This window comes from Hymenobacter sp. ISL-91, assembly GCF_018613725.1.
Lineage (GTDB): Bacteria > Bacteroidota > Bacteroidia > Cytophagales > Hymenobacteraceae > Hymenobacter.
This window is the reverse complement of the sequence record NZ_JAGGPS010000036.1, coordinates 27,311-51,832: the sequence shown is the minus strand read 5'-3', so window position 1 is coordinate 51,832 and position 24,522 is coordinate 27,311. Positions and strand designations below refer to the sequence as shown.

Here is a 24,522-nt window from a genome sequence, read left to right as displayed (position 1 = left end):
ATCCCAGCGCCATGTGCGGAATTGTAGGTTTTTACGGCCCCGAGGATGTTGCCCACGACATCGTGTTTGGCCTGACGGCGCTCCAGCACCGGGGGCAGGATGCGGCCGGCATGGCCACCTTCGACGGTAATTTCCACCTGTGCAAGGGCAACGGGCTGATTTCCGACGTGTTCCGACCCAAGCAGCTCAAGAAGCTCAAGGGCAACATCGGCATCGGCCACGCCCGCTACACCACCCAGGGTTCCAGTGATGCCGAGCTGGCCCAGCCGTTCACCACCAGCTACCCGTTCGGGCTGGCCATGGTGCACAACGGCAACGTCATCAACTTCCGCTCGGCCGCCAAGCGCCTGCACGAAAAGTACCACGTGCTGCCCAAAACCAGCAACGACCTGGAGCTCATCATGTACACCTTCGCCTCCGAGCTGCGCCTCAAAAACCTCGATGCGCTGTCGGTGGTCGATATTTTTGATGCCGTCGAAACCACCCAGGAGCTGGTGAAGGGCGCCTACGCCACCGTTACCATCATTGCCGGCCACGGCATGCTGGCCTTCACCGACCCGCTGGGCATCCGGCCGCTGGTGCTGGGCCGCCGCCAGACGGAGGCCGGCCCGGTGTACGCCTTCGTTTCCGAAAGCACCTGCTTCGACTACCTGGGCTTCGAGTTCGTGGAGAATGTGGGGCCGGGGCAGGCCATCTTCATCGACCAGAACTTTGAAGTGCACCGCAAGAACCCCTATAGCCTGCCGAAGGCGTTCTGCGTGTTCGAGTACATCTATTTCGCCCGCGAAGACTCCACCATTAATGGCCGGCTGGTAGCCCGCGAGCGGGTGCGGCTGGGCAAAATACTCGCCCGCAAGGTGATTGAGTCGGGCATCCAGCCTGATATGGTGATTGACGTGCCCTCGTCGGGCTACTTCGCGGCGTCGGGGCTGGCCGAGGCCATTGGCGTGCCCTACCGCCGGGCGCTGGTGAAAAACAACCACATGGGCCGCTCGTTTATCGTCAGCTCCCAGGCCGGCCGCGAGGACATCGTGCGCAAAAAGCTCAACCCCATCCGCGAGTTCGTGGAGGGCAAAAAGGTGGCCGTCGTCGACGACAGTATCGTGCGCGGCACCACCTCGCGGCGCATCGTGCGGATTCTGCGCGAGGCGGGCGCTTCGGAGGTGTACTTTATCAGCAGCGCCCCGCCCATCGTCGCGCCCTGCATCTACGGCATCGATATGGCCATGAGCACCGAGCTGATTGCGGCCAACTACACCGAGGAGGAAATCTGCCGCTACATCGAGGCCGACAAGGTGATTTACCAATCAGTAGAAGACCTACAGGAGCTGTTTGCCGAGGACAAGGGCCACGGCGGCGGTTGCTTTGCCTGCTTCACCGGCAACTATCCCACCGGCGACATCACCAAATACCTGGGCCACATCCAGGAGGAGCGCGAAAGCCACCGCATCGACCGCAAGAAGGACGCCGGTGGCCTCGTGCCTTCGGTGAGTGCCAAGGCCCCCGCCCCGACGGAGCACTAACCCCACCCCAACCCCTCCCCTCTGGGAGAGGGAATCTGATTTTAGGTTTCTAGTCTTTAAAAACTGACCCTGTGCTGCCGTCGTCAGGCTCCCCCTCTCCCGTAGGATTCTGCGGATTGAGCAGAGTGGGGCCGGGGGGTGGGGTCCCACCGCATGAACGAATCCATCAAAGCCACCGCCGGCTACTCCATCGAAGAAGGCAACAACGCCTCGCGTAACGCCTACGAGTGGGCCCAGAAAACCTTCGCTACCCGCGCCGGCAAGCCCGGCGAGCCGGCCCGCGACCTGGCCGGGGGCTTCTCCAATGAAATCCGGTTTGGCAACGAGCGGCTGGGCATCGGCTCCGACGGCATCGGGACCAAGATTGAAGTGGCCGAGCGCCTCGACCGCTACGACACGCTGGGCTACGACCTGATTGCCATGGTAGCCGACGACCTCATTGTGGCCGGTTTCGTGCCCACCAATCTTTCCAACATCATCGACGTGAACACGCTCGACTACACCGTAGTCGATGAGCTGATGCGCGGCCTGCACGACGCGGCCCAGTTCAGCCAGCTAGCCGTAACGGGCGGCGAAATTGCCGAACTCGGCAACCGCATCGGCGGCTACCCCGGTGCCCGCATGAATTTCAACTGGTGCTCGACGGCCGTGGGGGTGCTGCACCCGAGCCTGGAGCGCCCCCTGAGCGGCGCCAACGTGCGCGCCGGCCAGGCCGTGGTGGCCCTGCACTCGCCCTCGTTCCGCTCCAACGGCTACTCGCTGGCCCGCCGCGCCCTCACCCAAGCTTTCGGCGAAAAGTGGCACCTGGCGCCTTACGGCGAATTAGGAATTTTGAATTTTGAATTAGGAATTGCCGGCGGTGAGTCCGGCAATGTGGGCGTAACGAAAGCTACCGACGCTGCCAGCCAGTCCAGTGACACCGCCGAGGAATTCAAAATTCCTCACCCAAAAACCTGGGGTGAGGTCATGCTGGCGCCTTCGCTCATCTACTCGCCGGGCGTAGCGACGGTGCTCGATGCGGGCCTGCCGCTGCACGCCGCCGCCCACATCACCGGCGGTGGCCTGGCCGACAACTTCAAGCGGGTGCTCAAAAATGGGGTTGGCGCCGAGCTAAGCAACTTGTTCGAGCCGCTGCCCGCCATGCAGCAGCTCGCCGACCTGGCCGGCATCACGCCCCAAGAAGCCTACCTCTACTGGAACATGGGCAACGGCATGCTGCTCGTCACCGACGAAGCCCAAGCCGACGCCGTGGTGGCCAGCCTGCGCGGCAGCGGCTACCGGGCCCAGGTGGCGGGCCGCATCACGGCCGAGCCGGGCGTGACGCTGCAGGTGGGCGCAGGCGAACTGCGTTACGAAGGCTAGGCGGAGCGCCAACACTGCTTCAGCGCGGCAGGCGTATCGTAACCTCGGTGCCACCGCCGGGTTGGCTGCTGATGCTGAGCGTGCCCCCATGGCCCTGCACGATGATGTCGTAGCTCAGCGACAGGCCCAGGCCGGTGCCCTCGCCGGGCGGTTTGGTAGTGAAAAAGGGCAGTAGCGCCTTCTGGCGGGTTTCTTCGCTCATGCCGATGCCGTTGTCCAGAACCCTAATCTGTACCTGCCGGGCCAGCAGGCTGATGTGTACCTCCAGCTTGAGGGAGCTACCGGGCAGGCCCTGGTTGCGGCGTTGTGCCAGCGCATAAAAAGCGTTGGCGAACAGGTTGAGCAGCACCCGGCCTATATCCTGCGGTACCAGCCGCACGGCCGGCAACTGGGGGCTCAGGTCGGTAATGAGGGTAGCGTTGAAGCTGGGGTCTTTCGACCGGAACAGTTGATAGGCCATGGTGAGGTGGTCGGTAACCAGGGTGTTCAGGTTAACGGCTTCGAACACTCCGGCGCTGGCCTGCGAGTGTTGCAGCATGCCTTTCACGATGCTGTCGGCGCGGTGGCCGTGCTGGCTTATCTTGTGCAGGTTGTCTGTGAGCGTGGCCAGCAACTCGGTGGCGTAGGCTTTTTCGGCCTCCGGTAGCTGCTGCCAGGGGCCCTCCATAAACTCCTCTACCAACTCGGTGCTCACCTCCGAAAAGTTGTTGACGAAGTTGAGCGGGTTCTGAATTTCGTGGGCAATGCCGGCCGTTAACTCACCCAGTGAGGCCATCTTTTCGCGCTGAATGAGCTGGTTCTGGGTCGACTTCAGCCGGTCCAGCGCCTGGGTCAGGTCGGCTAGTGCTTTGGTCAGGTCGTCGCGCTGGCGGGCCACCTGGGCATTCTGGGCATTCAGGTGGCGGTTGATGCGCTGCTTGAGGTGCACGTTGCGGCCCAGCAGCCCTATCACCAGCACCAGGGCCGCAAAGCCGGCCAGCAACGCGTACAGCTGCAGGCGTTGGCGGGCGCTTTTCTGGGCCTGCAGCTGGCGGGTTTTTGTGAGCAGGGCAATCTGCGTTTCCTTCTGATCTAGCTCGTAGCCATAGCGCAGGGCGCTGGTTTTGCGCTGTGTGGCTTCGCCGGCCAGCGTATCCTGGTAAGCCGAAAACAAGCGTTGCTGCTGGTAGGCCGCCGGATAATTGTTCAGCTCGGCGTAGGCTTTGGCCAGTAGTTCGGTAGCCGCGGCCAGATTGCCGTTGCTGCGGGTTTTCCGGCTCAGCTCCCGGGCGTGGCTGGCCAGCATCAGCGTGCTGTCGGGGTGGTGCAGCAGCAGAAACGCCCGGGCCAGCAGCAGCTCCACCGAGGGCTGGTTGAAATCGTCTTGGGTGCTCCTGATCAGGTCGCGGGCCAGGCGGCCGTGCAGCAGGGCCCGAACCGGCTGGCCCTGCTCAATATATACTTCGGCCAGCCCGATTTCATTGGCCAGCTGGTTCTGCATATCGCCCATCCGGCGGCACACGGCCACCGCCCGCCGGAAGTAGCGAAGGGCTTCGGGCCAGTTGCGCAGCCGCTGGTGTACGCTGCCCAGGCTGTTGAGCACGGCCGCCACCACCTGCTCGTCGCCCAGGCGGTGGCCGTCGCGCAGGGCCCGGTCGAGTATCGGCAGGGCGCTGGCGTAGTCGCCCAGCTTGCCATAGGTATCCCCCACAATAGCCCGCAGCTGCGTTTGTACCGCCCGGTCAGTCGTTTGCTCGGCCAGGCGCAGTCCGCGCAGCCCCCACGTCAGGGCGGCCGTCAGGTTGGTTTGCTGGGCGTCAATCAAACTCAGTTCGAGGCAGGCACGCGCCTCGCGTGGCCGGTCGCGGCGGCGGGCGTACAGCTGTTGGGCCAGCAGGGTATAGTGGCGGGCCGAATCGTAGTTGGGTAAGCGGCGTTGCAGGATGCTGAGCCAGAGCAAGCTACGGCCAATGGAGGGCGTGTCGGCGAGTTGCTGCGAGAGTCGCAGGGCCTGGTGGCTTAGCCGCAGGGCCTGGGGGGCATTTACGGCCGCCAGCTCCATTACCAACTCATGCAGGCGCTTTACCCGCAGGGTATCGAACTGCCGGTTGGTTTGCAGCAGGTGGCGCAGGCTGTCGGCGGTGCGGCTTTGGGCGCAGCCTGGCCGCGGCACCAGCAGGCCTGCCACCAGCCCTAGCACCAGCAGCCAGCCGATACGCCGGAAAGGCAGACCGAGCCAGCTGGGCAGGCTGGTACAAGCCGACGGGAGGCCCTGGTTCATTTTGGGGGGTACACCGGGTTATTGATAACGCCGATCTGGTTGCCCTCGGGGTCTAAAACAATAAACCCCCGCACCTGCGTTACCCCCTCTGGGCCTGTGTTGCCGGCAGCGGGGCGTACTTCAGATGAAGAGGAACGAGTGCTGTCGAGCTGACGCAGCTTACTGAAAAGACCACCGTTGAACTTGTTGGCCCGGTTGGCGCTCAGCCTCTCAAATTTGGCTACCACATCTTCCGGCGTCGGCAGGGTCCAGTAAAATACCGGCTCGCGCAGTTGCAAAAACTGCGGATCAGTTTCCAGCCGCACCTCTGCCCCGTCTATATTGAACAGGGCATAAGGGTGCTCGGCATCCTGCACTACGCGGGTGGGTGGCTTACCGAAAAAATCGGTGTACCAGGCAATGGCGGCGGGCAGCCGCTCGGCGCTGCTTACCGGATACACAAGCGTTTTCTGGGCCGAAAAGCCGGGAGTAGGATTATCCTGGGCCTGCGCCAGCACGGGCCAAAGTAGCAACAGCAGCAGCGAAATCCACAGGGGCGTTTTCATAGGTCGGGGGACTATCGTTTGTGCTGGTAGCAGCAATTGCATCCGACCAGTATACCTGAAAAGCGAAACGAACCGACTAGGCCGGTGAAAGGCAATGGGAGCTTAGGTTATTTGCGGGGCGGATAAATGGGGTTGTTGATAACGCCAACCTCATTGCCCTCAGGGTCATACACGATGAAGCCAATCACCGTTTCTACAACATCCCTTTTACTTCCTTTGCCATCAGTGCGCCGCCTGGATCGGCGAATGCCTCCGTGATGGCGTATAGGGCTGAATAATCCGCTATTGAACCGGTTATTTTCCCCTTCGAGCGCGTTGAATTTGGTAGTTACGGCATCGGGTGTTGGTAGCACCCAATAGAACAGCGGGTCATTTAGCTTTAAGTACTTAGGGGAGGTTTCCAGCCTTACCTCCGTGCCGTCCACTATAAATACGGCGTAGGGGTTAGGTACATCTTTTCGTAAGGTATCGTGTGGTACACCGAAAAAATCAGCGTACCATTTAAGGGCGTTATCCAAGCGAGCAGCGTTGCTTACTGGATACACCACTGTTCTCTGGGTTTCAAAGCGCAGGTCGTTTGTCTCTTGGGCACTTGCTGCCAAAGACCCGAGCAGCAGTAGCAAAAGTAAAAGAGCGTTTTTCATAAACGAGCAAAATAAGAAGATGACCAAGCTAGAAAAGCATGTTGGGAGCCGGTGTGTATACATTATCGAGTCCCGACGCAGTCAAAGAACATAGTACTAAGTTAATAAAAAATAAGGATATATATTGATTTGAAAATAATAATATAAGTTATACTTATGAGTGTATTTTGCCTTGTTAATCAGTTGCTTGTGTTACTTGAGAGTTGCCCGCAGTGCTACTGTCATTGCCAACTGACAGCAGCACTACAGGCAGATCTGGTTGCGCGTGCCATACGGATGCTCCCGGAAAATCTGACTAGCACTCCAGCAAACTCCAGGCAATACTTCGCCACGCGAGATTTTGCTAGCTTCAACCATGGCCTCAGACGAGAATCCCAGCTACTTCCTCGACGATAAGTTCAGCCAGCGTGCCCACCAGTGGGCGGCGCTGCTGGCACGGGTGCTTCCCCAAGTCAATTATCTGGAGCTAAATAAGTTTCTGCTGCAAGGCCCGCTACCCGATATGCTACAGGAAGCAGCGGTGGAACTGCCGCAACAGGTAACCAGGGCATACGGCGCGACACATCGGTTCTGGCTGACGCCCGCCCTAAGAGCCTATTGCCAAACGCTGGCTTACGACGACTGGCGGGCTGGCGACTTCGAAGACCCCGCTTTCTACCACGACGACCAGTTGCTACTGGGCACCATCAGCCACGAAGATTATGTGATGCTGCAGCTCCATGAAACCGAAAAAGCCCTGCTCAACGAGCAAGGCTTTAACTTCTGGTGTCAGTGGTGGCCGGCGTAAACTGGCGGTTCGGTGGGTTGTTTAGCGGCTCAAGGTAATTACCGGCGTAGTGCCTTCCAGTAGGGTAAGGCCCTCGGAGTTCAACTGGTAAGTAAGAGTTTTGGAGCCCAGGGCAGCCAGTAGGCCGGCTTCGGGACTGTTGGGCGGGCAGGCCATGCGGGTAGTGGCCAGCGGCCCGAACGTGATGCCTGTGCCGCTGGTAGCGTATGTGCCCATCAGGCGGTTGCAGCCCGTCGAGCCCGCTAATTTATTCGTAGCAGTATCGAAGCTTAGGGTCGCATCGGCGGCGGCCTCGGCGAGTAGGGCCGTGCCGTTTAGCGTGCGGATGCGCCACTCGCCGGCCAGCGCGGCCGGATCGGGCGCGGCGGTAGAAACGGACATATCGGGGTTGGCGGTATTGGCTACCGGCTCGGTGGTTTTGGCAGTGCAGCTAGCCATGGCCAGGGCAGCCAAAGCAGCGTAATAAGCAGGGCGAAGCATAGGGCGGGGTATTGATGGCTGAAAAAAACGAAGCCGGGCACCAAGCATGGGCTTGTAAGCCGGAAATTAGCGCTCGTTCGGTAGTCGAATAAGAACTGTAAACCGGAGCCTTACATTTTCTGTACCGGAAACTCGTCGAGGATATCCTTAGCGGCCCGGCTGAACTCACTACCCAGGCGGGCCGGGTCGTTCACGGCATCCATCACGGAGCCGCGCCACACCAGGTTGTTGGTGTTGGCATCAACAAAGTCCAGAATAAGAGTGCCTTCCTGGTAAGTTTGGGTGCGGTAGCTGGTGCGGTAACGGGGCGAAGTATACCAATAGCCATAATTGATTGGCAGATAGCCTCCGCGATACGATACGGCATAAGGAAAGGCGTAACCTACCGGCTGCGGATTCGCTACGGTACGTTCAGCTTCATCGATGTACAGGTGGTAGGTGAGGTAAAAATCGGGTTTAGTGTCGCCGGTGGCTTGGCGGATGCCACGCTTAGCCAACTCGGCGCTGATGGCCTGCTGAATCTGAGCGTCGTTGAGCGTGCTTTGATAAATCGGATTCTGCGAATCGGCCGATTTTACTTCAGTCTTGGCCCAGTCGTAGGTTCGATACTGACTGAAATCGGTACCGGGTTTCTTCTGTACCGTAACGGCCGGCGAACAGCCCGATACAAATGCCACAAGAGCAAAAAGCAGCGGTAAGAGCGTGTGTTTCATAAGATTTGGGTTGTTTAGAATAAACGGTAATGTTTTCTTTAACTCGTTCATCAGTGGGCAGGTTACAGGTTTTACCTGGTAGGTCTTCGTTGCTGGGTCACGCATAAGGCTTTCCCAGCCTTTTGTACAAAAGGAAGCCCCCGCGCCTATATAGACAGCGGGGGCTCGGTATAGAAGCTGTTCAGCGTTAAACAGACACCATGCTGAGCACATCCAGACCATGGTATCCGCTTAACGCTGAATAGTTTGTAGTGAGCCTGTTTTATGGCCGCACTCACTGCGCCAAAAAACAGGCTCAAAGGAGCCGGACGTGTACTTTCTGTTTAGCAGTTGCTGCCGTCGAGGCCGCAGGCAGCGCCATTGGTGCCGGCAATGGCCTCATGGCGCGGCTGCGTTTCGCTCCAGGCTTTTTCCAGCACCTCAGCAAACAACTCGGCCGGCTGGGCCCCCGATACGGCGTACTTATCGGCAAATACGAAATAGGGCACGCCCCGCACGCCAATCTGGCGGGCCTCATACTCATCTTGGCGCACCTGCTGCTCGAACTCACGCGAGGCCAACACGGCTGTCACCTCAGCTTCTGGTAGTTCTAAGTCGGCACCAAGGCGGCGCAGTACGCCGTGGTCATTAATGTCGAGGCCTTCCTCCAAATATGCCTGGAACAGACGCTCCTTGGCCGCATCCTGGCGGCCGTGGCGAGCAGCCAGATGGATAAGCCGGTGGGCATCGAGTGAATTGGCGGGTACCAAGCTGTCGAAATCGAAGGCCAAGCCCTCTTCGGCGGCCATCTGGGTCATGTTGGCGCTCATCTGGCGGGCCCATTGCTCGGTGTTGCCATATTTGCGGGCCAGGCGCACATATTGGTTTTCGCCGGGCGTGGGGTCAGCGTTGGGGTCGAGCTCGAAGCTGCGCCACTCTACTTGTACATCGGCAGCATGCGCAAAACCCGCCAGCGCCTTTTCGAGGCGGCGCTTGCCGATGTAGCAGAAGGGACAGAGAATGTCGGACCAGATTTCGATTTTCATACAAACAGAAGTTATAACAGAAGAGTCAGCCAGCTATAAGCTGTCCGCTTCCGAAAAGTTTACGCGCTGCCAGCCAACGGCCGTTAGCCTGCCCTCCTACTTGAGCAACCGGATGCTGACTACCTGGCCCGGCTCGCGAACCGCAAACTTGCAATCATCGAAGGCGGGAGGGGCCAGGCGGGGGCGCACGTTGTTGGAGAAGGCGAAAGGCTCAGTCGGGATGCCCAGCAGATTCTTATCCACCTTGTCGTTGTTGTTCAGGTCCTGGGTGATGACCACGGCCCACTCGCCGGCCGGCAGCTGCACCGGCAGGCGCACCTGGCGCTGGCCGTTGGGCTTTACTACCCGCATAAAGGCATAGCCCTTCGGTACCAGGAACGTCTCGCGCACGTTGTAGAAATACAGCTTCACAGCCGAACTCTCCGAAGCCAGCGCCGACACAACCACCGTAACCGACAGCTCACTTGCCGGAAGTACAAGGGCAGCCCCCGGGCTGGGCGACGAACTGCCAGGAGTTGGCAGAGCAACTGCCGCCGGCTGTAGGGTGGTGCAAAGTACGCTCAATAAAGGGAGCAGAATAGGCATAGATAATAGCAGGGAAGATGAACGCCAATTATACGGCTCCAACAACCCAATGGTCAAAAACATTCGGTCGGCACCGGTACTCCAGAGTAGAGTCCGTGCCCAAAATACAGGCGAGTACTGCTATAGAATCCACATATGCCCTACATGGTCGGGCATAACCGCTGTAGCTGAATAAAGCACAAAATATGCGACTATGCAGACAGGTGAATGCAACTTTATATACTTTTTTTTCATCACATTACCTGACTCTTGTTCACGCTTGCACAGCCTCTTGGTTTTCCTATGAAAACGCCCCGCCGATTACCGCCTGCTCTGCTCGCGCTATTGCTTCCTGCCAGCCTGCTGCTGGGCAGCTGCACCAAGGACAACGAGCCGATGCCCGCGCCGCTCTACCTGCTCGACCAGTCGTGGCAGCTCATCGAGGCAGAGGGAAAGCCCACGGTGGTAATGGCTAGTGGTGCGGCCACCAGCCTCACCCTTAGCTCCGTTGATAACCTAAGCGCGGGCCAGGCATGGTGTAACCAGTATGGAGGCAAGTTCATGCTGGTGCCCGGCACGTCCTACCTCACGTTCTCGGGCCAGGCCAGCACGCGTGCCACCTGCGCCGAGCAACCGCAGGAAACCCGCTACCTCGATCTGTTGCCCCAAGTGCGCCGCTACACCATCAGCAACCGCCAGCTCCAGCTGTTCGACTCGGAGCGTCCGGAGCCGCTGCTGGTATTTGAGGTGAAGTAGGCCTTAGGGAATTAGGTTTTAGAACTGAGATGATGTTTCGGTTCTGCTTACTCATTTCCTAATACCTAAGTTCCTAACACCTAACTCAAAACCCGATGTTGAGCACCAGAGGCTGTACTTCCCAGGTGCCATAGTAGGAGTTGTACACGGTGCGCAGCCCCACTTCCAGGGGCGTGCGTAGCCGGAGCGGGTTGAAAACGGCCGACACGTCGAAGCCGGCCGAGTGGTAGGAGCGACGCAGCGGGCCCGACTCGCCCCGAACGTAATCGAGGAAGATATTGGCTTTGAGGCGCTGCACATAGAGCAGGCGCGTGAGCTGCCAGTGCACATCGGCCAGGGGCAGCCGGTACTCGCCGCTGAGCGACGTGAGCCGGTCGAAGCTCAGGTAGGGCAGACCCCGCGGATAGAAAACGGCCGCCCCAAATCGGTACTCGCGCTGTTGCTGGAACTGGTAACCGGCCCGCAGCCGCAACGCGTGGTGCAGCCCGATGCCGGGCAGAAACAAGCTGCCCTGGGCTGCCAGCTGCCGGCCCTGCAGCCCCTTGGTGCCGAAGGGCGTGTCGCGGCCGGTTAGCAGCAGGCTCTGGCCCCAGCGCGGCGCTACGTCGCGGTAGCTCTGGCGCAGCGTGCGGCTGAAGCTAACGGTGCCCAGCAGCACGTGCAGCGGCTGGCGGCCCACCTCGTTGATAAACCGTGCCGGCAGTTCGTAGCCCTGGGTTTGTTCCAGCTGATAAAACGCACCCACGGTAAGCGAAGTCAGCATACGGGACGTGGTGAGCACCAGCGGCAGGCGGCTGCCCACGCTCAGGCGAGTGTAGCGCCACCGGTCCTCGGCCACGCCGCCGCCGTTGGGCAGTAGCAAGGCCGCCCGCCGCCCGCCGTTTTCTATTCCGAAATCGAGCACTGGGCCCATGCCTTGGTAGCTGACATCGGCAAACACGCGGCCGGTGCGCTCGGTGCCGTCGAAGCCCAGTCCTGCCACGGCCTGGGTGGTACTCAGCACATCCTGGGCACGCAGACCGAGGCTGAGGCCAGTGCCGCCCAGACTCTGCACAAAACCCCAGCCATAGAGGTTGGGCGCGTGGGGGAGGCGGCGGTAGCGACGCGGCGTCAGCGCCGGTCCGGCCACCGAATCGAGGGGCAGCAGCGGGCCTACAGTAGCCGCGCCCGGCTCGCGGGCGGTCAGCTCGTCGGCGTACAGGTCGGCAGGGGTGGTATCGGCCCTGCCAGCCGGCAGGGCGGCCGGCCAGGAGGCGGGGCGCAGCGGCATTTCGGTTATCCGGCTGCCCTGGGCCCTTATTTCGTGGAAGGCCAGCCGCTGCCCGTCGGGGCTGATGGCGGCGTGGTAGCTGCCCACTGGCCGGCTGGTTATCGGTTGCACCTGGCCGGTGGTGGTCTGCACGGCATACACTTCATCCTGCCCACTACGGGGCGAGTTGAACAGCACGTAACCCGGCCCGGGCTGGGGGTGCGAAAGGTTGTCGTTGGTGGCCGGCAGCACAATTTGGGCCGCGCCAGATTCTACGTCGAGCAGTTCCAGGCGCTTGCCGGCCGTTTCCAGCCGCACCACGGCCGCCGTGCGCCCGCCAGCAGCCCCGGTCCCAAAGCGCGGGTGCAGGTAGGGTTCGTTGGCGGGGTTCTCGAAGGTGCGCAGCACGCGGCCGGTTTCGGTTTCGAGCAGGTGCAGGCGGTGCTGGTAGGCCGAATCGGTGCTTACGGCCAGCAGCCGGCTCCCGTCGGGCGAAAGCACGGCGGCCGTGTAGCGGGTGCGGCGGCCGGGCCGGCTCAGGCGGCCGGTAGCCACCTCCAGCACCCGTAACTCGGAGTACACCTGCTGCTGCCAGCGCGGGTGGTAGCGAAATTCCAGCCACGCCACTTTGCCGCCGCCCACCGACAGCTGCTCGGGGTTGTGGTGCAGGCCCAGCACCAGCCGGGTGCGCTCGGGCCGGCCGCGGGTCAATTCTACCAGCCGCGGCGTGTGGCCCAGCCCGCTTTTAAGGGCCAGCACGGTGCTGTCGGTCAGGTACTGCGGGTACTGGTATTCGGTAAAGACCTTTTCGGAAGTTTCCGCCGCAAAGTCGCGGACGGGCGTCAGGTTTCGGCCGGTTTGCTGGGCTTTCCAGAGGCTGTCGAGCTCCTGGGTGGTTTGGCTGTAGAGGTCGTCGGTGCGGAGGCCGGTGAGGCGGCGGAGCTTGTCGGAAAACGAGAACGGGTAAACCGGAAAATCGTAGTACTTGTCGAGCACGCCGGCCCAGGCCGTGGGGCCGGCCGTGCGCTTAAGGCGGGTGCTGAGGTAGTAACCCAGCACGTAGTGGTCGGGTACGTAGTGCCGGAACGAGCCGCCGGTGGCCTCGGCGTAGGAGTAGCGCCGGCCGGCCAGCAAATTAGCCCGGTAGTAGGCCCCGAAGTTCGGAATCCGCCCCCGCCCACTCCGGGTAAGCGCCGTTTCGGTGCCCACGGCGTCGCCCTCGGCAAACCAGTCGGGCACGCCCAGCGTGGCCAGGCCCAGCCCGCCAAAACCGCCGAACAGGTAGCCCAGCTGCCCCAGGCCCTGGTGAGCCTTATCAAACTGCACAACGTGGCGGTACTCATGCACCGTCAGCTGGTCGAGCCAGTCGAGGGTACCCACTAGGTAGGGGTTCTGGGGGAAGGTGGTGAAGAACTCGGAATGGCGCGGCAGCAGCGTCACGAAGCCGTTGCCAATAGTGGTGCGGGTTTGCAGCACCACTGTAACGGGCCGGGCGGCCAGCCCAAGCGAGGTGGCGGCTGGCTCGTGCACCTGCTCCAGCCGGTGGGCCGTGCGCCGGGCCTGCGCCTCGAACCCCTCGGGATATACCACCTGGAAATGCGGCGTGCGTACCTCGTACCAGCGCACCTTGGCAGGCACCTGCTGTTCAATGGGCAGCAGGGTTTGGGCAGCAGCGGGCACGGCGGCCAGCAACGCCAACGCGGCAGAAAACAGAATACGCACAGGCAAAACAGGTTAGCGGGTCCCGAAGAAACCACCCGGCCGGCCCGAATGCAAGCCCCGCCGCACGTCCGGGCAGGGGCGGGGCTGCGTAGGTAGGAGCAGCCCCACCCGGCCGGCAAACTTTCTGCCGCCACACTTTGTCTGTAAGCACATGACCAACCTCCTGAAAAACGGCTTTGCTGCCGTCTGCATTCTACTACTGACCGCCTGCTCCGAGCGGCCCGCCGAAGCCCAAAAAACCGCTACTGCCCAAGGCTCGACTGCCATCCGCTCCACAGCGGGCCCCGCACCGGCCGATATGACCGGCTTGGCCACGGCCGATTTCGCCGGAGGCTGCTTCTGGTGTACCGAAGAAGTATTTGAGGAAATAAAGGGCGTAAAAGCCGTGGTATCAGGCTACAGCGGCGGCCCCGAGGCCAACCCTACCTACGAGCAGGTGGGCCGCGGCGAAACCGGCCACGCCGAGTCTATACAGCTGTACTACGACCCCAAGGTAGTGAGCTACGCTACGCTGGTCGACGTATTTTTCCGCGCCGCCCACGACCCCACCACGCTCAACCGCCAGGGGCCCGATGCGGGCGCCCAGTACCGCTCGGTGGCTTTCTACCGCACACCCGAGGAGAAGAAAATCATCGACGATGCCATTGCGCGGGTAAACGCCAGCAAGCAGTACGGCAACCCCATCGTAACGCAGGTGGTGCCGTTCAAAAAGTTCTGGCCCGCCGAAGACTACCACCAGGGCTACTACCGCCTGCACCCCGAAGTGGGCTACGTGCAAAGCGTTTCGATGCCTAAAGTGGAGAAGTTCCGCAAGCAATTCCCCGAGCTGCTCAAAAACCCGCTGTAGGGTTCAGGCAGAAAAGCGCCTTTGGGCTAACAACCTAAAACGTCATTCAGAGCGAAGCGAAGAATCTCGCGTGCGTGGTAACTCCTGCTAGTAGGGTTACTTTGGCCCGCGAGATTCTTCGCTTCACTCTGAATGACGTTCTGTTTTACCGTAAAGTAATTCCCGCTATGTCCACTACTTCCGCTTTCACTTCCAAGTTGCCCGATGTGGGCACCAGTATTTTTTCGGTGATGACCCAGCTGGCTCAGGAGCACGAGGCCATCAACCTGGCCCAGGGCTTCCCGGATTACGACCCGCCCCGGCCGCTGCTGGAGGCGCTGGCCCGCCATGTGCTCACACCGGGCTACCAGCAGTACGCACCCATGCCCGGCCTGCCGCGGCTGCGCGAAGCTATCAGCCAGCAAACCGCCCACCGCTACGGCTACACGCCCGATCCGGCCACCGAAATTACCGTTACCAGCGGAGCCACCGAAGGCCTGTATGCCGTAATGGCCGCCGTGGTGCGCCCCGGCGACGAGGTGCTGCTGCTGGAGCCGGCCTACGATTTGTATGCCCCGGCCGTGCGCCTGCAGGGCGGCGTGCCGGTGTATGTGCCGCTATCAGCACCCGATTTCCGGCCCGACTGGGACCGGGTGGCGGCGGCCATCTCGCCCCGTACCCGGCTCGTGCTCATCAACTCGCCCCACAACCCCACCGGCGCCGTGCTTTCGGCTGCCGACCTCGACACGCTGGCCGGCCTACTGCGCAACACCGACACGCTGCTGCTCAGCGACGAAGTGTACGAGCACATGGTTTTCGATGGGGCGCAGCACAACAGCGTGTCGGCCCACCCCGAGTTGCGGGCGCGGGCCTTCGTGCTCTCGTCGTTTGGCAAAACCTACCACGCCACCGGCTGGAAGGTGGGCTACTGCCTGGCCCCGCCGACCCTTACGGCCGAGCTGCGCCGGGTGCATCAGTTCATCACCTTCAGCGTAAGCACTCCCACCCAGCACGCGCTGGCCGATGTGCTGCCTGATGCCGCATTGTATGAAAGTCTGCCCGCATTTTATCAGCAGAAGCGCGACCTGCTGCGCGAGCTGCTGGCGCCTACCGGCTTCGAGCTGCTGCCTTCCGGGGGCGGCTACTTCCAGGTGGCCGGTTTCGGCAACCTGGCCCCGGGCCTCGACGATGTAACCTTCACGCGCCGGCTCACGCAGGAAAGCGGCGTGGCCGTGGTGCCGCTATCGGCTTTCTACCACGACGGCCACGATGCGCAACTGGTACGATTCTGCTTCGCCAAAACCGAGCAAACCCTGCGCGCCGCCGCCGCACGGCTAACCGGTTTACAGGAGGCCGATTGGGTGAAGGAGGCAAATAGGTAGGCAGCGGGCTCGTTTATTTATCTTATTTTCAGGATATACCGCTGTCACAAACCACCTTTGCCTTGTCCAATCTCACTGTTTCCTTCATCCAGGCCAGCCTTCAATGGCACGATCCGGAGGCCAACCGGCAACACTTAGAGCGTCAGGCGGCTACCATTTCGGTGCCCACCGACCTGCTGGTGCTGCCCGAAATGTTCACGACCGGTTTCAGTATGACGCCGCAGGGGCTGGCCGAGCCCACCAACGGCCCCACCCTGGCCTGGATGCAGCAGCTGGCCGCCACCCACGATGCCGTAGTAACCGGCAGCCTAATGGTGGAGGAGAGTGGACAGTACTTCAACCGGCTGCTGTGGGTGCGCCCCGATGGCTCGTGGAGCTACTACGACAAGCGCCACCGCTTTACCATGGCCGGCGAGCATACCGTGTACGAGGCCGGCATGGCGCGGCTGATTGAGGAGTGGCGGGGCTGGCGCATCTGCCCGCTGGTGTGCTACGACCTGCGCTTCCCCGTCTGGAGCCGCAACAACCCGGCCGCGCCCTACGACCTGCTGCTGTACACCGCCAACTGGCCCGCTGCCCGCCGCGGTGCCTGGATAGCGCTGCTCCGGGCCCGGGCCATCGAAAATGTGGCCTATACCATGGGCGTCAACCGCATCGGCCGCGACGGCAACGGTGCCGACTATGCCGGCGACTCAGCCCTCGTCGATATGCGCGGCGAGTACCTGGTTGAAGTCGGCAACCAAGCCACCACCATTACCCGCACCTTGCGCCGCGACGAGCTGCTGGAGTTCCGGCAGCGCTTCCCTGCTTTGCAGGATGCCGACGCGTTTGAACTGTGTAGCTAAGGTGGCACTCTGGTACCCAGGGTTTGCTGAAACGGTGTAGGGGCGGGGCTTGTCCCCGCCCGCCGCCAGAACTGTGCGGCTTTGAATCGTTGCGCGGGAGGTTAGGAGCAAGCCTCGTTACTACTACACTCCCGAGCTTGAACTCAATAGCGCCCTACTTCACTTCCAGCCGCTGCACGCGCACAGTGCCAGCTTCGTTCTGGCAGCGCACTAGGTACAGGCCGGCGGCCAGGCCTGCCACCGACACCTGGTGTACGCGGGCGGGCCGCGTTTGGGGGCGCACTGTGCGGCCCAGCAGGTCGAGCACCGTCAGGCGGACGGGTTCGGTGGCTTCTACGGTAGCCTGGGCGGTGGCGGGGTTCGGATACACGCGCACCTCGGGGCCGGAGCGAATCACTGGGGCAGGGGAGGAAGTGATTAAGCCACCACGACCCACAAATGAACTGATGCCGCCGGTTTCCTGGCCCAGAAACAGCTCCGGCACCCCGTCGCCGTTTACATCGGCAGCGGCTGGCACCAGGCGCATATCAAACGAGCCGCCCCAGCGGGCTGCTTCCAGCTGCTGGTTGAGGGGATTGAAGACGATGTTGGTGCGGCCCGCAAACGTGGCGGGCTGGGTGCGCAAGTCAGTAAAGAATTGAACGGTGCCGTCAGTGGCGGCCGTGAGCAGGTCGGGGCGACCGTCACGGTCGAAATCGGCCACCACCGGGCTCAGAAAGCCGGGCAATGTGCCATCAGGATTGCGCAGCTGGCCGTAGTCGTTGTTTTCGAGGCGGAAACGCTGGCGTAGCTCGCCGGTGCCCGAGTTGCGGTAGTAGCGCAGCGGCCCGCCCGGAAAGGCCGCCGAAGCGCCCGTTACGCCCAGCAGCAAATCGGGGTGGCCGTCGCCATCCACATCGGCCACAGCGGGCATGGTGTAACGCTGGTTTGGTAGGTTGGGCAACTCCACAGTTGCCTCCAAGTTGAAGGTCGCCGGCTGGCTGGCCGCGGCGGTGTTCAGCAGGTAGCTTATGGTGCCGCCCCCACCTTTCAGGCTGAAGGAGGAATACAGCAGGTCGGGCTGGCCGTCTTCGTTGAGGTCGGCCAGTACCGGGCGCAGCGCGGCCAGCTTACGGCGGCTCAGGCCCAGGTAGTCGGCATCAAGTAACTCAAAAACCGGTTTCTGGTGGGTACCTACGTTGCGGTAGTAGCGCAGCGCCGCCCGGAAAAGCCCGCCGCCATCGGGACGGTTGAGGCTACCTACCAGCATATCGGTCAGCCCGTCGCCATCGAGGTCGGCGAAGGTCGGGGCGGCTTGTTCGCCCACGTCCAGCATATCGGGGTGCAGAAACCCGGCTGGCTCACGGGTCAGCTTAGGGCCGGTGGCCGCGCCGGTGTTGCGGTAGAGCTGCACCGCGTTGCGGGTATCCACGGTGTCGTCGTTGTCGCGGTTGTCGAACAGATTGGGGGCCAGCAGCAGGTCGGGGCGGCCATCAAAGTTCACGTCGGCGGGGTAGGCGGCGGGCAGGTTGGGCACTCGCGGGGCCTGGCCATTGAAGGGAGCGGGCGCGTTCAGGCCGGCGGCCGTAAACTGCGCCTGCTGGGCGCTGCCCTCGTTGCGCAGCACCGTTACTTCGGCGCAGTTGGTACGGCCGGTCAGCAGGTCGGCGCGGCCGTCGCCATCCACGTCGAACACGGCCAGATTGTAGCCCGTGTTGTGGGTGGGCCGCAGTGGGGCGGGCCGGCACTGGTCGGGGGCGAAGGTAAAGCCGCCGCAGCCGTGGCCGCAGATGCGTACGCCGCCCCAGTAGTCGGAGCCCAGCCCGAAGCTCAGGCCTCCGCAGGCCGCGGTGCTGGTGTTGCGGTACAGGTACAGGCTCGGCGTGTTGGTGCCGAATTCGGTAGTTACAATGTCGAGGCGGCCGTCGCCGTCCACGTCTTCAATGGCCGGCATGTTGTCGCCGCCCACGGCAATATTAATGTTGCCGCCGATGCTGGGCGCGAAATATGTGAGCACCGTGGTTATGAGCCGGAAAGCCGGTCGGCCCTGCGCGTCGGGCTCGTTGCGGAACACGCGGATGTTGCTGCCCCGCTCGTCGGCCGTAAACAGGTCGGGCCGGCCGTCGCAGTCGTAATCGCGCAGCAGCACCCAGCTGCGTAGGCCCTGTGGGAACAGGGCGGCATACTCGGGAGCGAAAAGCCAGGCCCGGCCGCCAGCCGCGGCCACGTTCAGAAACGGAAGTACCCGGTTGCTGATGCGGTCGAACACCAATAGGTCGGGCTGCTGGTCGGCGTTGAGGTCGAGGTTGGAAAACTGGGGCGAGTGGAGCCCGCCCGCCCAGGCCTGGCGCAACGTGTCGCCGCCCTGCACTACTTTTGCCACCGGCCGGAACTCGAAGCCGAACCCGGCGCTCTGCTGGGCCACAGCCTGATTTGCGCCGGCTAGTACCACCACGGCCAGCCCCAGCAGCCAGTTCCGGTTTTTCGGAGAAAAAATAGTCATGGGCGGATTTTCGTTTAGCTTCTAAATTTAGGTACAAACCGCATGGCAGACCTCGCGGCCCTCTACGCCCGCTTCCAGCAAGCATCAGCCGTCAGCACCGACACGCGCCAGCCGCAGGATGGCACGCTGTTCTTCGCCCTCAACGGCCCCAATTTCCGGGGCCGCGACTTCGCGCCGCAAGCCTTAGCTAAAGGGGCCCGCTTCGCCGTGACAGATGATGCCGACCTGGCCGCTTCCGAACCGGCCCGCTACACCTACGTGCCCGATCCGCTGGCCGCTTTACAACAGCTGGCCCTGCACCACCGGCGCCAACTGATTATGCCCGTACTGGCCATTACGGGCTCCAACGGCAAAACCACCACCAAAGAACTGGTGCAGGCTGTGCTTAGCCGGCGGTTCCGGGTACAGTACACGAAAGGCAACCTCAACAACCACATTGGGGTTCCACTTACGCTGCTCAGTATCCGGCCCGGCGCGCACGAGCTGGCCATCGTCGAGATGGGGGCCAACCATCAGGGCGAAATTGAGGAGCTGTGTCGGCTGGCCGAGCCTACGCACGGACTCATCACCAACATCGGCAAGGCCCACCTCGAAGGCTTTGGCGGGGTGGAGGGCATTGCCAAAGGCAAGGGCGAGTTGTTCCGGTTTCTGGAGCAGGTGGGCGGCACGGCTTTCGTAAACACGCTCGATGCCCGCCTGCCGGGCCTGGCCGCCCCGGTAGTCGAGCGCGTAACTTACCCCGGCCCCACCGACACCTACCCCGCCCGGCTGCTTGGCGCGGCCCCCGCGGTACGTATGGAGCTCTACGACGGCCAGGTAGTGGAAGCAAAGATTACGGGCGGCTACAATTTTGCCAACCTGGCCGCCGCCGCTGCGGTAGGGGCCTACTTTGGGGTACCGGCCGCGGCCATTGCCGGTGCGCTGGCCGCCTACGAGCCCAGCAACAACCGCTCGCAGCAGGTGCGCACCAGCCGCAACGAGCTGGTGCTCGATGCCTACAATGCCAACCCCAGCAGCATGGCCGCCGCCCTGGGCAGCTTCGCGGCCCGCCCCGGCGACCCGGCGGCTAAAGTGGTTATCCTCGGCGACATGTTCGAGCTGGGCACCGAGAGCGAAGACGAGCACCGCTCACTGGGCCGCCTGGTGCAGGGCCTGCCATTCGGCACTGTCATCCTCATCGGCCCCGAACTGGCCCAGGCCGCTGCCCTCGACTCCAGCATGCTGCACTTTGCCACCAAGCCCGAGGCCGCAGCCTGGCTGCGTGCCAACCCGCTGACCAACCGCCAAGTGCTGGTGAAAGGCTCCCGCGGCATGGGCCTAGAAACGCTGGTAGAACTGCTCTGATCACGGATTAGCACGGATTTTAGCGGATTTCACGGATTTTGTAGTCGATTAAAAAAGGCCACCCCAAGTTGAGGTGGCCTTGGTGTTTTTAAGGATGACACGGCCAATAGAACGTGCTAGTCGCGCCGACTACAAAATCCGTGAAATCCGCTAAAATCCGTGCTAATCCGTGATCAGAAGGGGCTGTTGAAATCGGCCAGCGAGGGTAGTACTTGGTCTTTGGCCGAGATGGTAGGGTTGGAAACACCCCAGTCGATGTTCAGGGCCGGGTCGTTCCAGAGCAGGCCGCCCTCCGAGTGCGGGGCGTAATAGTCGGTGCACTTATAGAGAAAGAGTGTGCCGTCTTCGAGGGCCGTGAAGCCGTGGGCGAAGCCAACGGGCACGTAAAGCATATTGAACCGCTCGGCATCGAGCACCACCGACAGGTGCTGGCCGTAGGTGGGCGAGTCGCGGCGGATATCCACGATAACGTCGAGGGCGCGGCCGGCGGCTACGCGCACGAGCTTGGCCTGAGCGTGGGGTGGCTGCTGAAAGTGCAGGCCCCGCACCACGCCCCGGTCGGAGCGCGACTGGTTGTCCTGCACCCAGTTGCCCACGATGCCCGCCGCGGCCATTTTCTCGGCGCTGAACGACTCAAAAAACGCCCCGCGGGCATCACCAAACACCCGGGGCTGGATTTCGACTACGCCCGGAATATCAAAATACGTAAACTCCATAGAGTGCTGTTTTGCTGGCGGTAGCCACTTTCGGCCCGCAAGTTAGGCAGATTTACCGGCGGCCGGCGCGGCTTTTGCCTACTTCATTTACCACGGCCAAATACTTATCGAGTACCAGCTGCTCGTCGAACTTGGTTACGGCCAGCTGGCGGCCGGCGCGGCCCATCTGCTCCAAATCGGCACTGGACAATCGTAGCACCTGTAGCATCTTGGCGGCCAGGTCGGGGGCGTCGCGCACCTGGCAAAGTAGCCCATTCTGGCCGTCTACCACCGTTTCGCGGCAGCCGGGCACGTCGGTGGTTACAATGGGCTTGCCCATGGCGGCGGCTTCGAGCAGGGTTTTGGGCGTGCCTTCGCGGTAGGAGGGCAGCACCACGCAATCGGCCTGGGTTAGCAGTTCGGCCACGTTGTCGGAGGTGCCCAGGTACTCGACGTGGCCGGCGGCCAGCCACTGCTCGAACAGCGCCCGCTTCACGCCCACACCGCCGCTTTCATCAATGCCGCCCAGCAGCTGCACCCGCGTACCGGGCACGGCCTCGCGCACCAGCCGGGCCGCCTCAAAGTATTCCTCCACGCCCTTTTCGTAGAGCACCCGCGCAATCATCAGAAACACGAACGGCGCGTTGCGGCTGAACTGCGGGGCGGGCTTAAAGCGCGTAATATCCACACCAGAGCCGGGCAGCAGGTCAGTTTTGGCGGCATCCACCAGACCGTTGCTGATGAACAGCTGCCGGTCGTCATCGTTCTGGAAAAACACGCGCTTCGGAAACTGAAACGCGAACTTGTAGAGGCCCAGCGCCACCTTGCTCACCAGGTTTTTTACGATAAACACCGTGCCCAGGCCCGACACGTTGTTCACACTCGGAATGCCGGCCAGCCGCGCCGCCAGCGTGCCGTAAATGTTGGGCTTGATGGTGTAATGAAGCACCACGTCGGGCTGCTCGCGCTTGTAGAGCTGGTAAAAGCGGCGCGTCAGGGCGGCATCTTTCAGCGGGTTGGTGCCCTTGTTCTCCATCAGAATGGGCACGAAGCGGCAGCCCAACTCGGTTTCCAGCCGCTGCGAGTAGGCATCGGGTGGCGCGATGGCCAGCACCTCGTGGCCGGCGGCCTGCAGGGCCTGCACCAGGCTGCGGCGGAAGTTCCAGATGTTCCAGGCGGTATTAATAACGATGGCGACGCGCATTCGGCAAGAAGGATAGACTTGAGCGGTAAAGGTACGCGGTCGGGGCACAGGGGCAGTGACGGCCGCAGGCGCGGTTACGGCGGCCCCGGCCTCCCGGTTTCGGCCAGTGCCTGCTGCCCGGCTCCGGCGTATCTTTGTCTATGCTCTCAGTTCTTTCCGTACTTATCCGCCCGGCAGTGTTGTTGGTAGCCGCACTGCTGCTCAACGCCTGCAGCCCGGCCACCGACGCCTCTGAAACTGCTGCCACCAAGCCGCTGCCTCCCATTCCGCCCGTTGCGGCTGCCACCGAAGCGCCGGCCGGGGCCGATGCGGCCGTGCTGGCGGCCGGGCAGGCGCTTTTCATCCAGAACTGCGCCATCTGCCACGGGGCCAACGGCAAGTTGGGCGTTAACGGCGCCCGCGACCTGACTAAGAGCAACCTCAATGCTGCCGGTCGGACCTACATGGTGGTAAACGGCTCCGTTTCGGGTGTAATGCCTGGTTTCAAGGGCCAGCTGACCGACGAGCAGATTGCGCAGGTAGTGGCCTACTCGCTCACGCTGAAGTAGGGCAACAAGTAAGCTGAAACACAAGTTGCGCCCTTTTGTGGCCAAACTGCGTTACATATCTCAGGGCTGCCGGCATGGCGCGCAAAGCTTCGGATTGCGCGTATCGTTGCAGAACATCGAGTGCCGCCTGCCGGTGCTATAGCCGGCTCCGCACCTCCTTTCTTTCCTTTTGATTACGCTATACCAATGGCAAATAAACCGACTTCCAAGGGCCGCAAAGACCAGAACAGCACCCGTCATCACGGCGCCGTAGATGGCGTGAAGGGCCGGGTGGGTCGCATCCTCACCAAGGCCGCCGAAAATGGCACCTACGACACCAGTGTAGACGAGGAAACGGCCGTGCTGGTAGCTGTGCCCAATAAACGCCAGGCCGAAGCCCAGACCACCGAATACCTCGACGAGTTGGCCTTTCTGGCCGAAACGGCCGGCGCCATCGTGGTGCACCGCTTCGTGCAGCGCCTCGACAAGCCCGATACCCGCACGTTTGTGGGCGAAGGCAAGCTGGCCGAAATCAAAGCCTACGTGGAGCACTCGGGGGCCAGCATGGTGATATTCGACGACGACCTCTCGCCCTCGCAGCTGCGCAACCTGGAGGCCGAGCTGAAGGTGAAAATCGTGGACCGCAGCCTGCTGATTATCGATATTTTCGCCCGGCGCGCTAAATCGGCCACCGCCCAGACCCAGGTAGAACTGGCCCAGTACCAGTACCTGCTGCCCCGCCTCACGGGCCTCTGGAGCCACCTCGACAAGCAGCGCGGCGGTGGCGTTTCGCAGCGCGGACCGGGTGAAACTGAGATTGAGACGGACCGCCGGGTGGTCAACGACCGGATTGCCTTCCTCAAAGAGCGCCTCAAAGACCTCGACCGCCAGAGCCAGACCCAGCGCAAATCGCGCGGCGGCATGGTGCGCGTGGCGCTGGTGGGTTACACCAACGTGGGCAAGAGCACGATTATGAATCAGCTGAGTCGCGCCGATGTATTCGCCGAAAACAAGCTTTTCGCCACCGTCGATTCCACGGTGCGCAAGGTGGTGCTCGACACCGTGCCGTTCCTGCTTTCCGACACGGTAGGTTTCATTCGCAAGCTGCCTACCCGTCTTATCGAGAGCTTCAAAAGCACGCTCGATGAGATACGGGAGGCCGATTTGCTGGTCCATGTGGTCGATATTTCGCACCAGAGCTTTGAGGAGCACATGGCAGTAGTCGAGGATACGCTCAAGGACATTGGGGCCGGCGAGAAGCCGGTGCTGGTCGTGTTCAATAAAATTGACCAGTACGACACCGGCGAGGCGGCCTACCACGACGGTTTTGAGGGCATGAACGCCGACGAGAATGCCCCGGCCCCGCGGCCTACCCTCGAGCAGCTGCGGGCCACCTACATGGCCAAGCTGCACAACAAGGTAGAGTTCATTTCGGCCCTCGACCGCACCAACCTCGACGAGTTGCGGGCGCGCCTGGTGAAACTGGTGGCCGCTATACACAACGAGCGGTACCCGGCCGTGCACCCCGTGCGCGACGACGAAGGCTGGCAGGAATAAGTACGTAGTATACCCCTCGCCCTGGGCTCT

At 62.1% G+C, this 24,522-nt stretch carries 21 protein-coding genes; 10 read left to right on the top strand and 11 right to left on the bottom strand.

The window, feature by feature from the left end; genetic code table 11:
* Nucleotides 1-11: 11 nt before the first annotated feature.
* On the top strand, nucleotides 12-1,523 hold the full coding sequence (gene purF, locus J7E24_RS14030) for an amidophosphoribosyltransferase (RefSeq protein WP_215138782.1): 1,512 nt from the start codon (nucleotides 12-14) through the stop codon (nucleotides 1,521-1,523).
* A 153-nt stretch (nucleotides 1,524-1,676) separates the two neighbouring features.
* The gene (locus tag J7E24_RS14025) at nucleotides 1,677-2,885 is read left to right on the top strand and encodes an AIR synthase-related protein (protein ID WP_215138781.1); all 1,209 of its coding nucleotides are present in this window, start codon (nucleotides 1,677-1,679) and stop codon (nucleotides 2,883-2,885) included.
* A 19-nt stretch (nucleotides 2,886-2,904) separates the two neighbouring features.
* Here J7E24_RS14025 and J7E24_RS14020 read toward each other — a convergent pair whose 3' ends face one another.
* From J7E24_RS14020 to J7E24_RS14010, 3 genes are all read right to left on the bottom strand, one after another.
* The gene (locus J7E24_RS14020; protein ID WP_215138780.1) at nucleotides 2,905-5,145 is read right to left on the bottom strand and encodes an ATP-binding protein; all 2,241 of its coding nucleotides are present in this window, start codon (nucleotides 5,143-5,145) and stop codon (nucleotides 2,905-2,907) included.
* Nucleotides 5,142-5,690 carry a VOC family protein gene (locus J7E24_RS14015; RefSeq protein ID WP_215138779.1) on the bottom strand — a complete coding sequence of 183 codons (549 nt, stop codon included), beginning with the start codon at nucleotides 5,688-5,690 and terminating at the stop codon, nucleotides 5,142-5,144. The genes J7E24_RS14020 and J7E24_RS14015 overlap by 4 nt, the downstream gene beginning before the upstream one ends.
* Nucleotides 5,691-5,797: 107 nt before the next feature.
* Entirely contained in the window at nucleotides 5,798-6,334 is a 537-nt protein-coding gene (locus tag J7E24_RS14010) for a hypothetical protein (protein WP_215138778.1), read from the bottom strand.
* Between the two features lie 355 nt (nucleotides 6,335-6,689).
* On the opposite strand from J7E24_RS14010, the gene J7E24_RS14005 reads away from it, so the two are divergent.
* Nucleotides 6,690-7,121, top strand: coding sequence for a hypothetical protein (locus tag J7E24_RS14005; protein WP_215138777.1), 432 nt, complete (start codon nucleotides 6,690-6,692; stop codon nucleotides 7,119-7,121).
* Nucleotides 7,122-7,142: 21 nt separating this feature from the next.
* On the opposite strand, the gene J7E24_RS14000 is transcribed toward J7E24_RS14005, so the two are convergent.
* From J7E24_RS14000 to J7E24_RS13985, 4 genes are all read right to left on the bottom strand, one after another.
* Entirely contained in the window at nucleotides 7,143-7,601 is a 459-nt protein-coding gene (locus J7E24_RS14000; protein ID WP_215138776.1) for an META domain-containing protein, read from the bottom strand.
* Between the two features lie 110 nt (nucleotides 7,602-7,711).
* Nucleotides 7,712-8,314: a DUF4136 domain-containing protein gene (locus J7E24_RS13995; RefSeq protein WP_215138775.1), complete on the bottom strand. Its 603-nt coding sequence runs from the start codon at nucleotides 8,312-8,314 to the stop codon at nucleotides 7,712-7,714.
* 323 nt (nucleotides 8,315-8,637) lie between these two features.
* On the bottom strand, nucleotides 8,638-9,339 hold the full coding sequence (locus tag J7E24_RS13990; RefSeq protein WP_215138774.1) for a DsbA family oxidoreductase: 702 nt from the start codon (nucleotides 9,337-9,339) through the stop codon (nucleotides 8,638-8,640).
* Nucleotides 9,340-9,435: 96 nt separating this feature from the next.
* Nucleotides 9,436-9,924, bottom strand: a complete 489-nt coding sequence (locus J7E24_RS13985; protein WP_215138773.1) for a DUF2141 domain-containing protein — start codon at nucleotides 9,922-9,924, stop codon at nucleotides 9,436-9,438.
* A gap of 282 nt (nucleotides 9,925-10,206) precedes the next feature.
* Here J7E24_RS13985 and J7E24_RS13980 point away from each other — a divergent pair, with 282 nt between their 5' ends.
* Nucleotides 10,207-10,659 (top strand): META domain-containing protein, encoded by a 453-nt coding sequence (locus J7E24_RS13980; RefSeq protein ID WP_215138772.1) that lies wholly within the window; start codon nucleotides 10,207-10,209, stop codon nucleotides 10,657-10,659.
* An 85-nt stretch (nucleotides 10,660-10,744) separates the two neighbouring features.
* Here the strand turns inward: J7E24_RS13980 and J7E24_RS13975 are convergent, their stop codons facing one another.
* The gene (locus J7E24_RS13975) at nucleotides 10,745-13,630 is read right to left on the bottom strand and encodes a hypothetical protein (RefSeq protein WP_317195660.1); all 2,886 of its coding nucleotides are present in this window, start codon (nucleotides 13,628-13,630) and stop codon (nucleotides 10,745-10,747) included.
* A 151-nt stretch (nucleotides 13,631-13,781) separates the two neighbouring features.
* Between J7E24_RS13975 and msrA the strand changes: the two genes are divergently transcribed.
* From msrA to J7E24_RS13960, 3 genes are all read left to right on the top strand, one after another.
* Nucleotides 13,782-14,477, top strand: coding sequence for a peptide-methionine (S)-S-oxide reductase MsrA (gene msrA, locus J7E24_RS13970; RefSeq protein ID WP_215138770.1), 696 nt, complete (start codon nucleotides 13,782-13,784; stop codon nucleotides 14,475-14,477).
* 167 nt (nucleotides 14,478-14,644) lie between these two features.
* Nucleotides 14,645-15,838, top strand: a complete 1,194-nt coding sequence (locus J7E24_RS13965) for a methionine aminotransferase (RefSeq protein WP_215138769.1) — start codon at nucleotides 14,645-14,647, stop codon at nucleotides 15,836-15,838.
* 62 nt (nucleotides 15,839-15,900) lie between these two features.
* Entirely contained in the window at nucleotides 15,901-16,683 is a 783-nt protein-coding gene (locus tag J7E24_RS13960) for an amidohydrolase (RefSeq protein WP_215138768.1), read from the top strand.
* 154 nt (nucleotides 16,684-16,837) lie between these two features.
* On the opposite strand, the gene J7E24_RS13955 is transcribed toward J7E24_RS13960, so the two are convergent.
* On the bottom strand, nucleotides 16,838-19,165 hold the full coding sequence (locus tag J7E24_RS13955) for a T9SS type A sorting domain-containing protein (RefSeq protein ID WP_215138767.1): 2,328 nt from the start codon (nucleotides 19,163-19,165) through the stop codon (nucleotides 16,838-16,840).
* A gap of 42 nt (nucleotides 19,166-19,207) precedes the next feature.
* Between J7E24_RS13955 and J7E24_RS13950 the strand changes: the two genes are divergently transcribed.
* Nucleotides 19,208-20,509 carry a UDP-N-acetylmuramoyl-tripeptide--D-alanyl-D-alanine ligase gene (locus J7E24_RS13950; RefSeq protein ID WP_215138766.1) on the top strand — a complete coding sequence of 434 codons (1,302 nt, stop codon included), beginning with the start codon at nucleotides 19,208-19,210 and terminating at the stop codon, nucleotides 20,507-20,509.
* A 173-nt stretch (nucleotides 20,510-20,682) separates the two neighbouring features.
* Here J7E24_RS13950 and rfbC read toward each other — a convergent pair whose 3' ends face one another.
* Both rfbC and J7E24_RS13940 read right to left on the bottom strand, forming a co-directional pair.
* A complete protein-coding gene (rfbC, locus tag J7E24_RS13945) occupies nucleotides 20,683-21,225 on the bottom strand; it encodes a dTDP-4-dehydrorhamnose 3,5-epimerase (RefSeq protein ID WP_215138765.1) in 543 nt (180 codons plus the stop codon).
* A gap of 52 nt (nucleotides 21,226-21,277) precedes the next feature.
* Complete coding sequence (locus J7E24_RS13940; protein WP_215138764.1) at nucleotides 21,278-22,408, bottom strand: glycosyltransferase family 4 protein; 1,131 nt, start codon at nucleotides 22,406-22,408, stop codon at nucleotides 21,278-21,280.
* A gap of 140 nt (nucleotides 22,409-22,548) precedes the next feature.
* Here J7E24_RS13940 and J7E24_RS13935 point away from each other — a divergent pair, with 140 nt between their 5' ends.
* Both J7E24_RS13935 and hflX read left to right on the top strand, forming a co-directional pair.
* Nucleotides 22,549-22,956 (top strand): c-type cytochrome, encoded by a 408-nt coding sequence (locus J7E24_RS13935; protein WP_215138763.1) that lies wholly within the window; start codon nucleotides 22,549-22,551, stop codon nucleotides 22,954-22,956.
* A gap of 186 nt (nucleotides 22,957-23,142) precedes the next feature.
* Nucleotides 23,143-24,492 (top strand): GTPase HflX, encoded by a 1,350-nt coding sequence (hflX, locus tag J7E24_RS13930; RefSeq protein ID WP_215138762.1) that lies wholly within the window; start codon nucleotides 23,143-23,145, stop codon nucleotides 24,490-24,492.
* The last annotated feature ends 30 nt before the right edge of the window (nucleotides 24,493-24,522 follow it).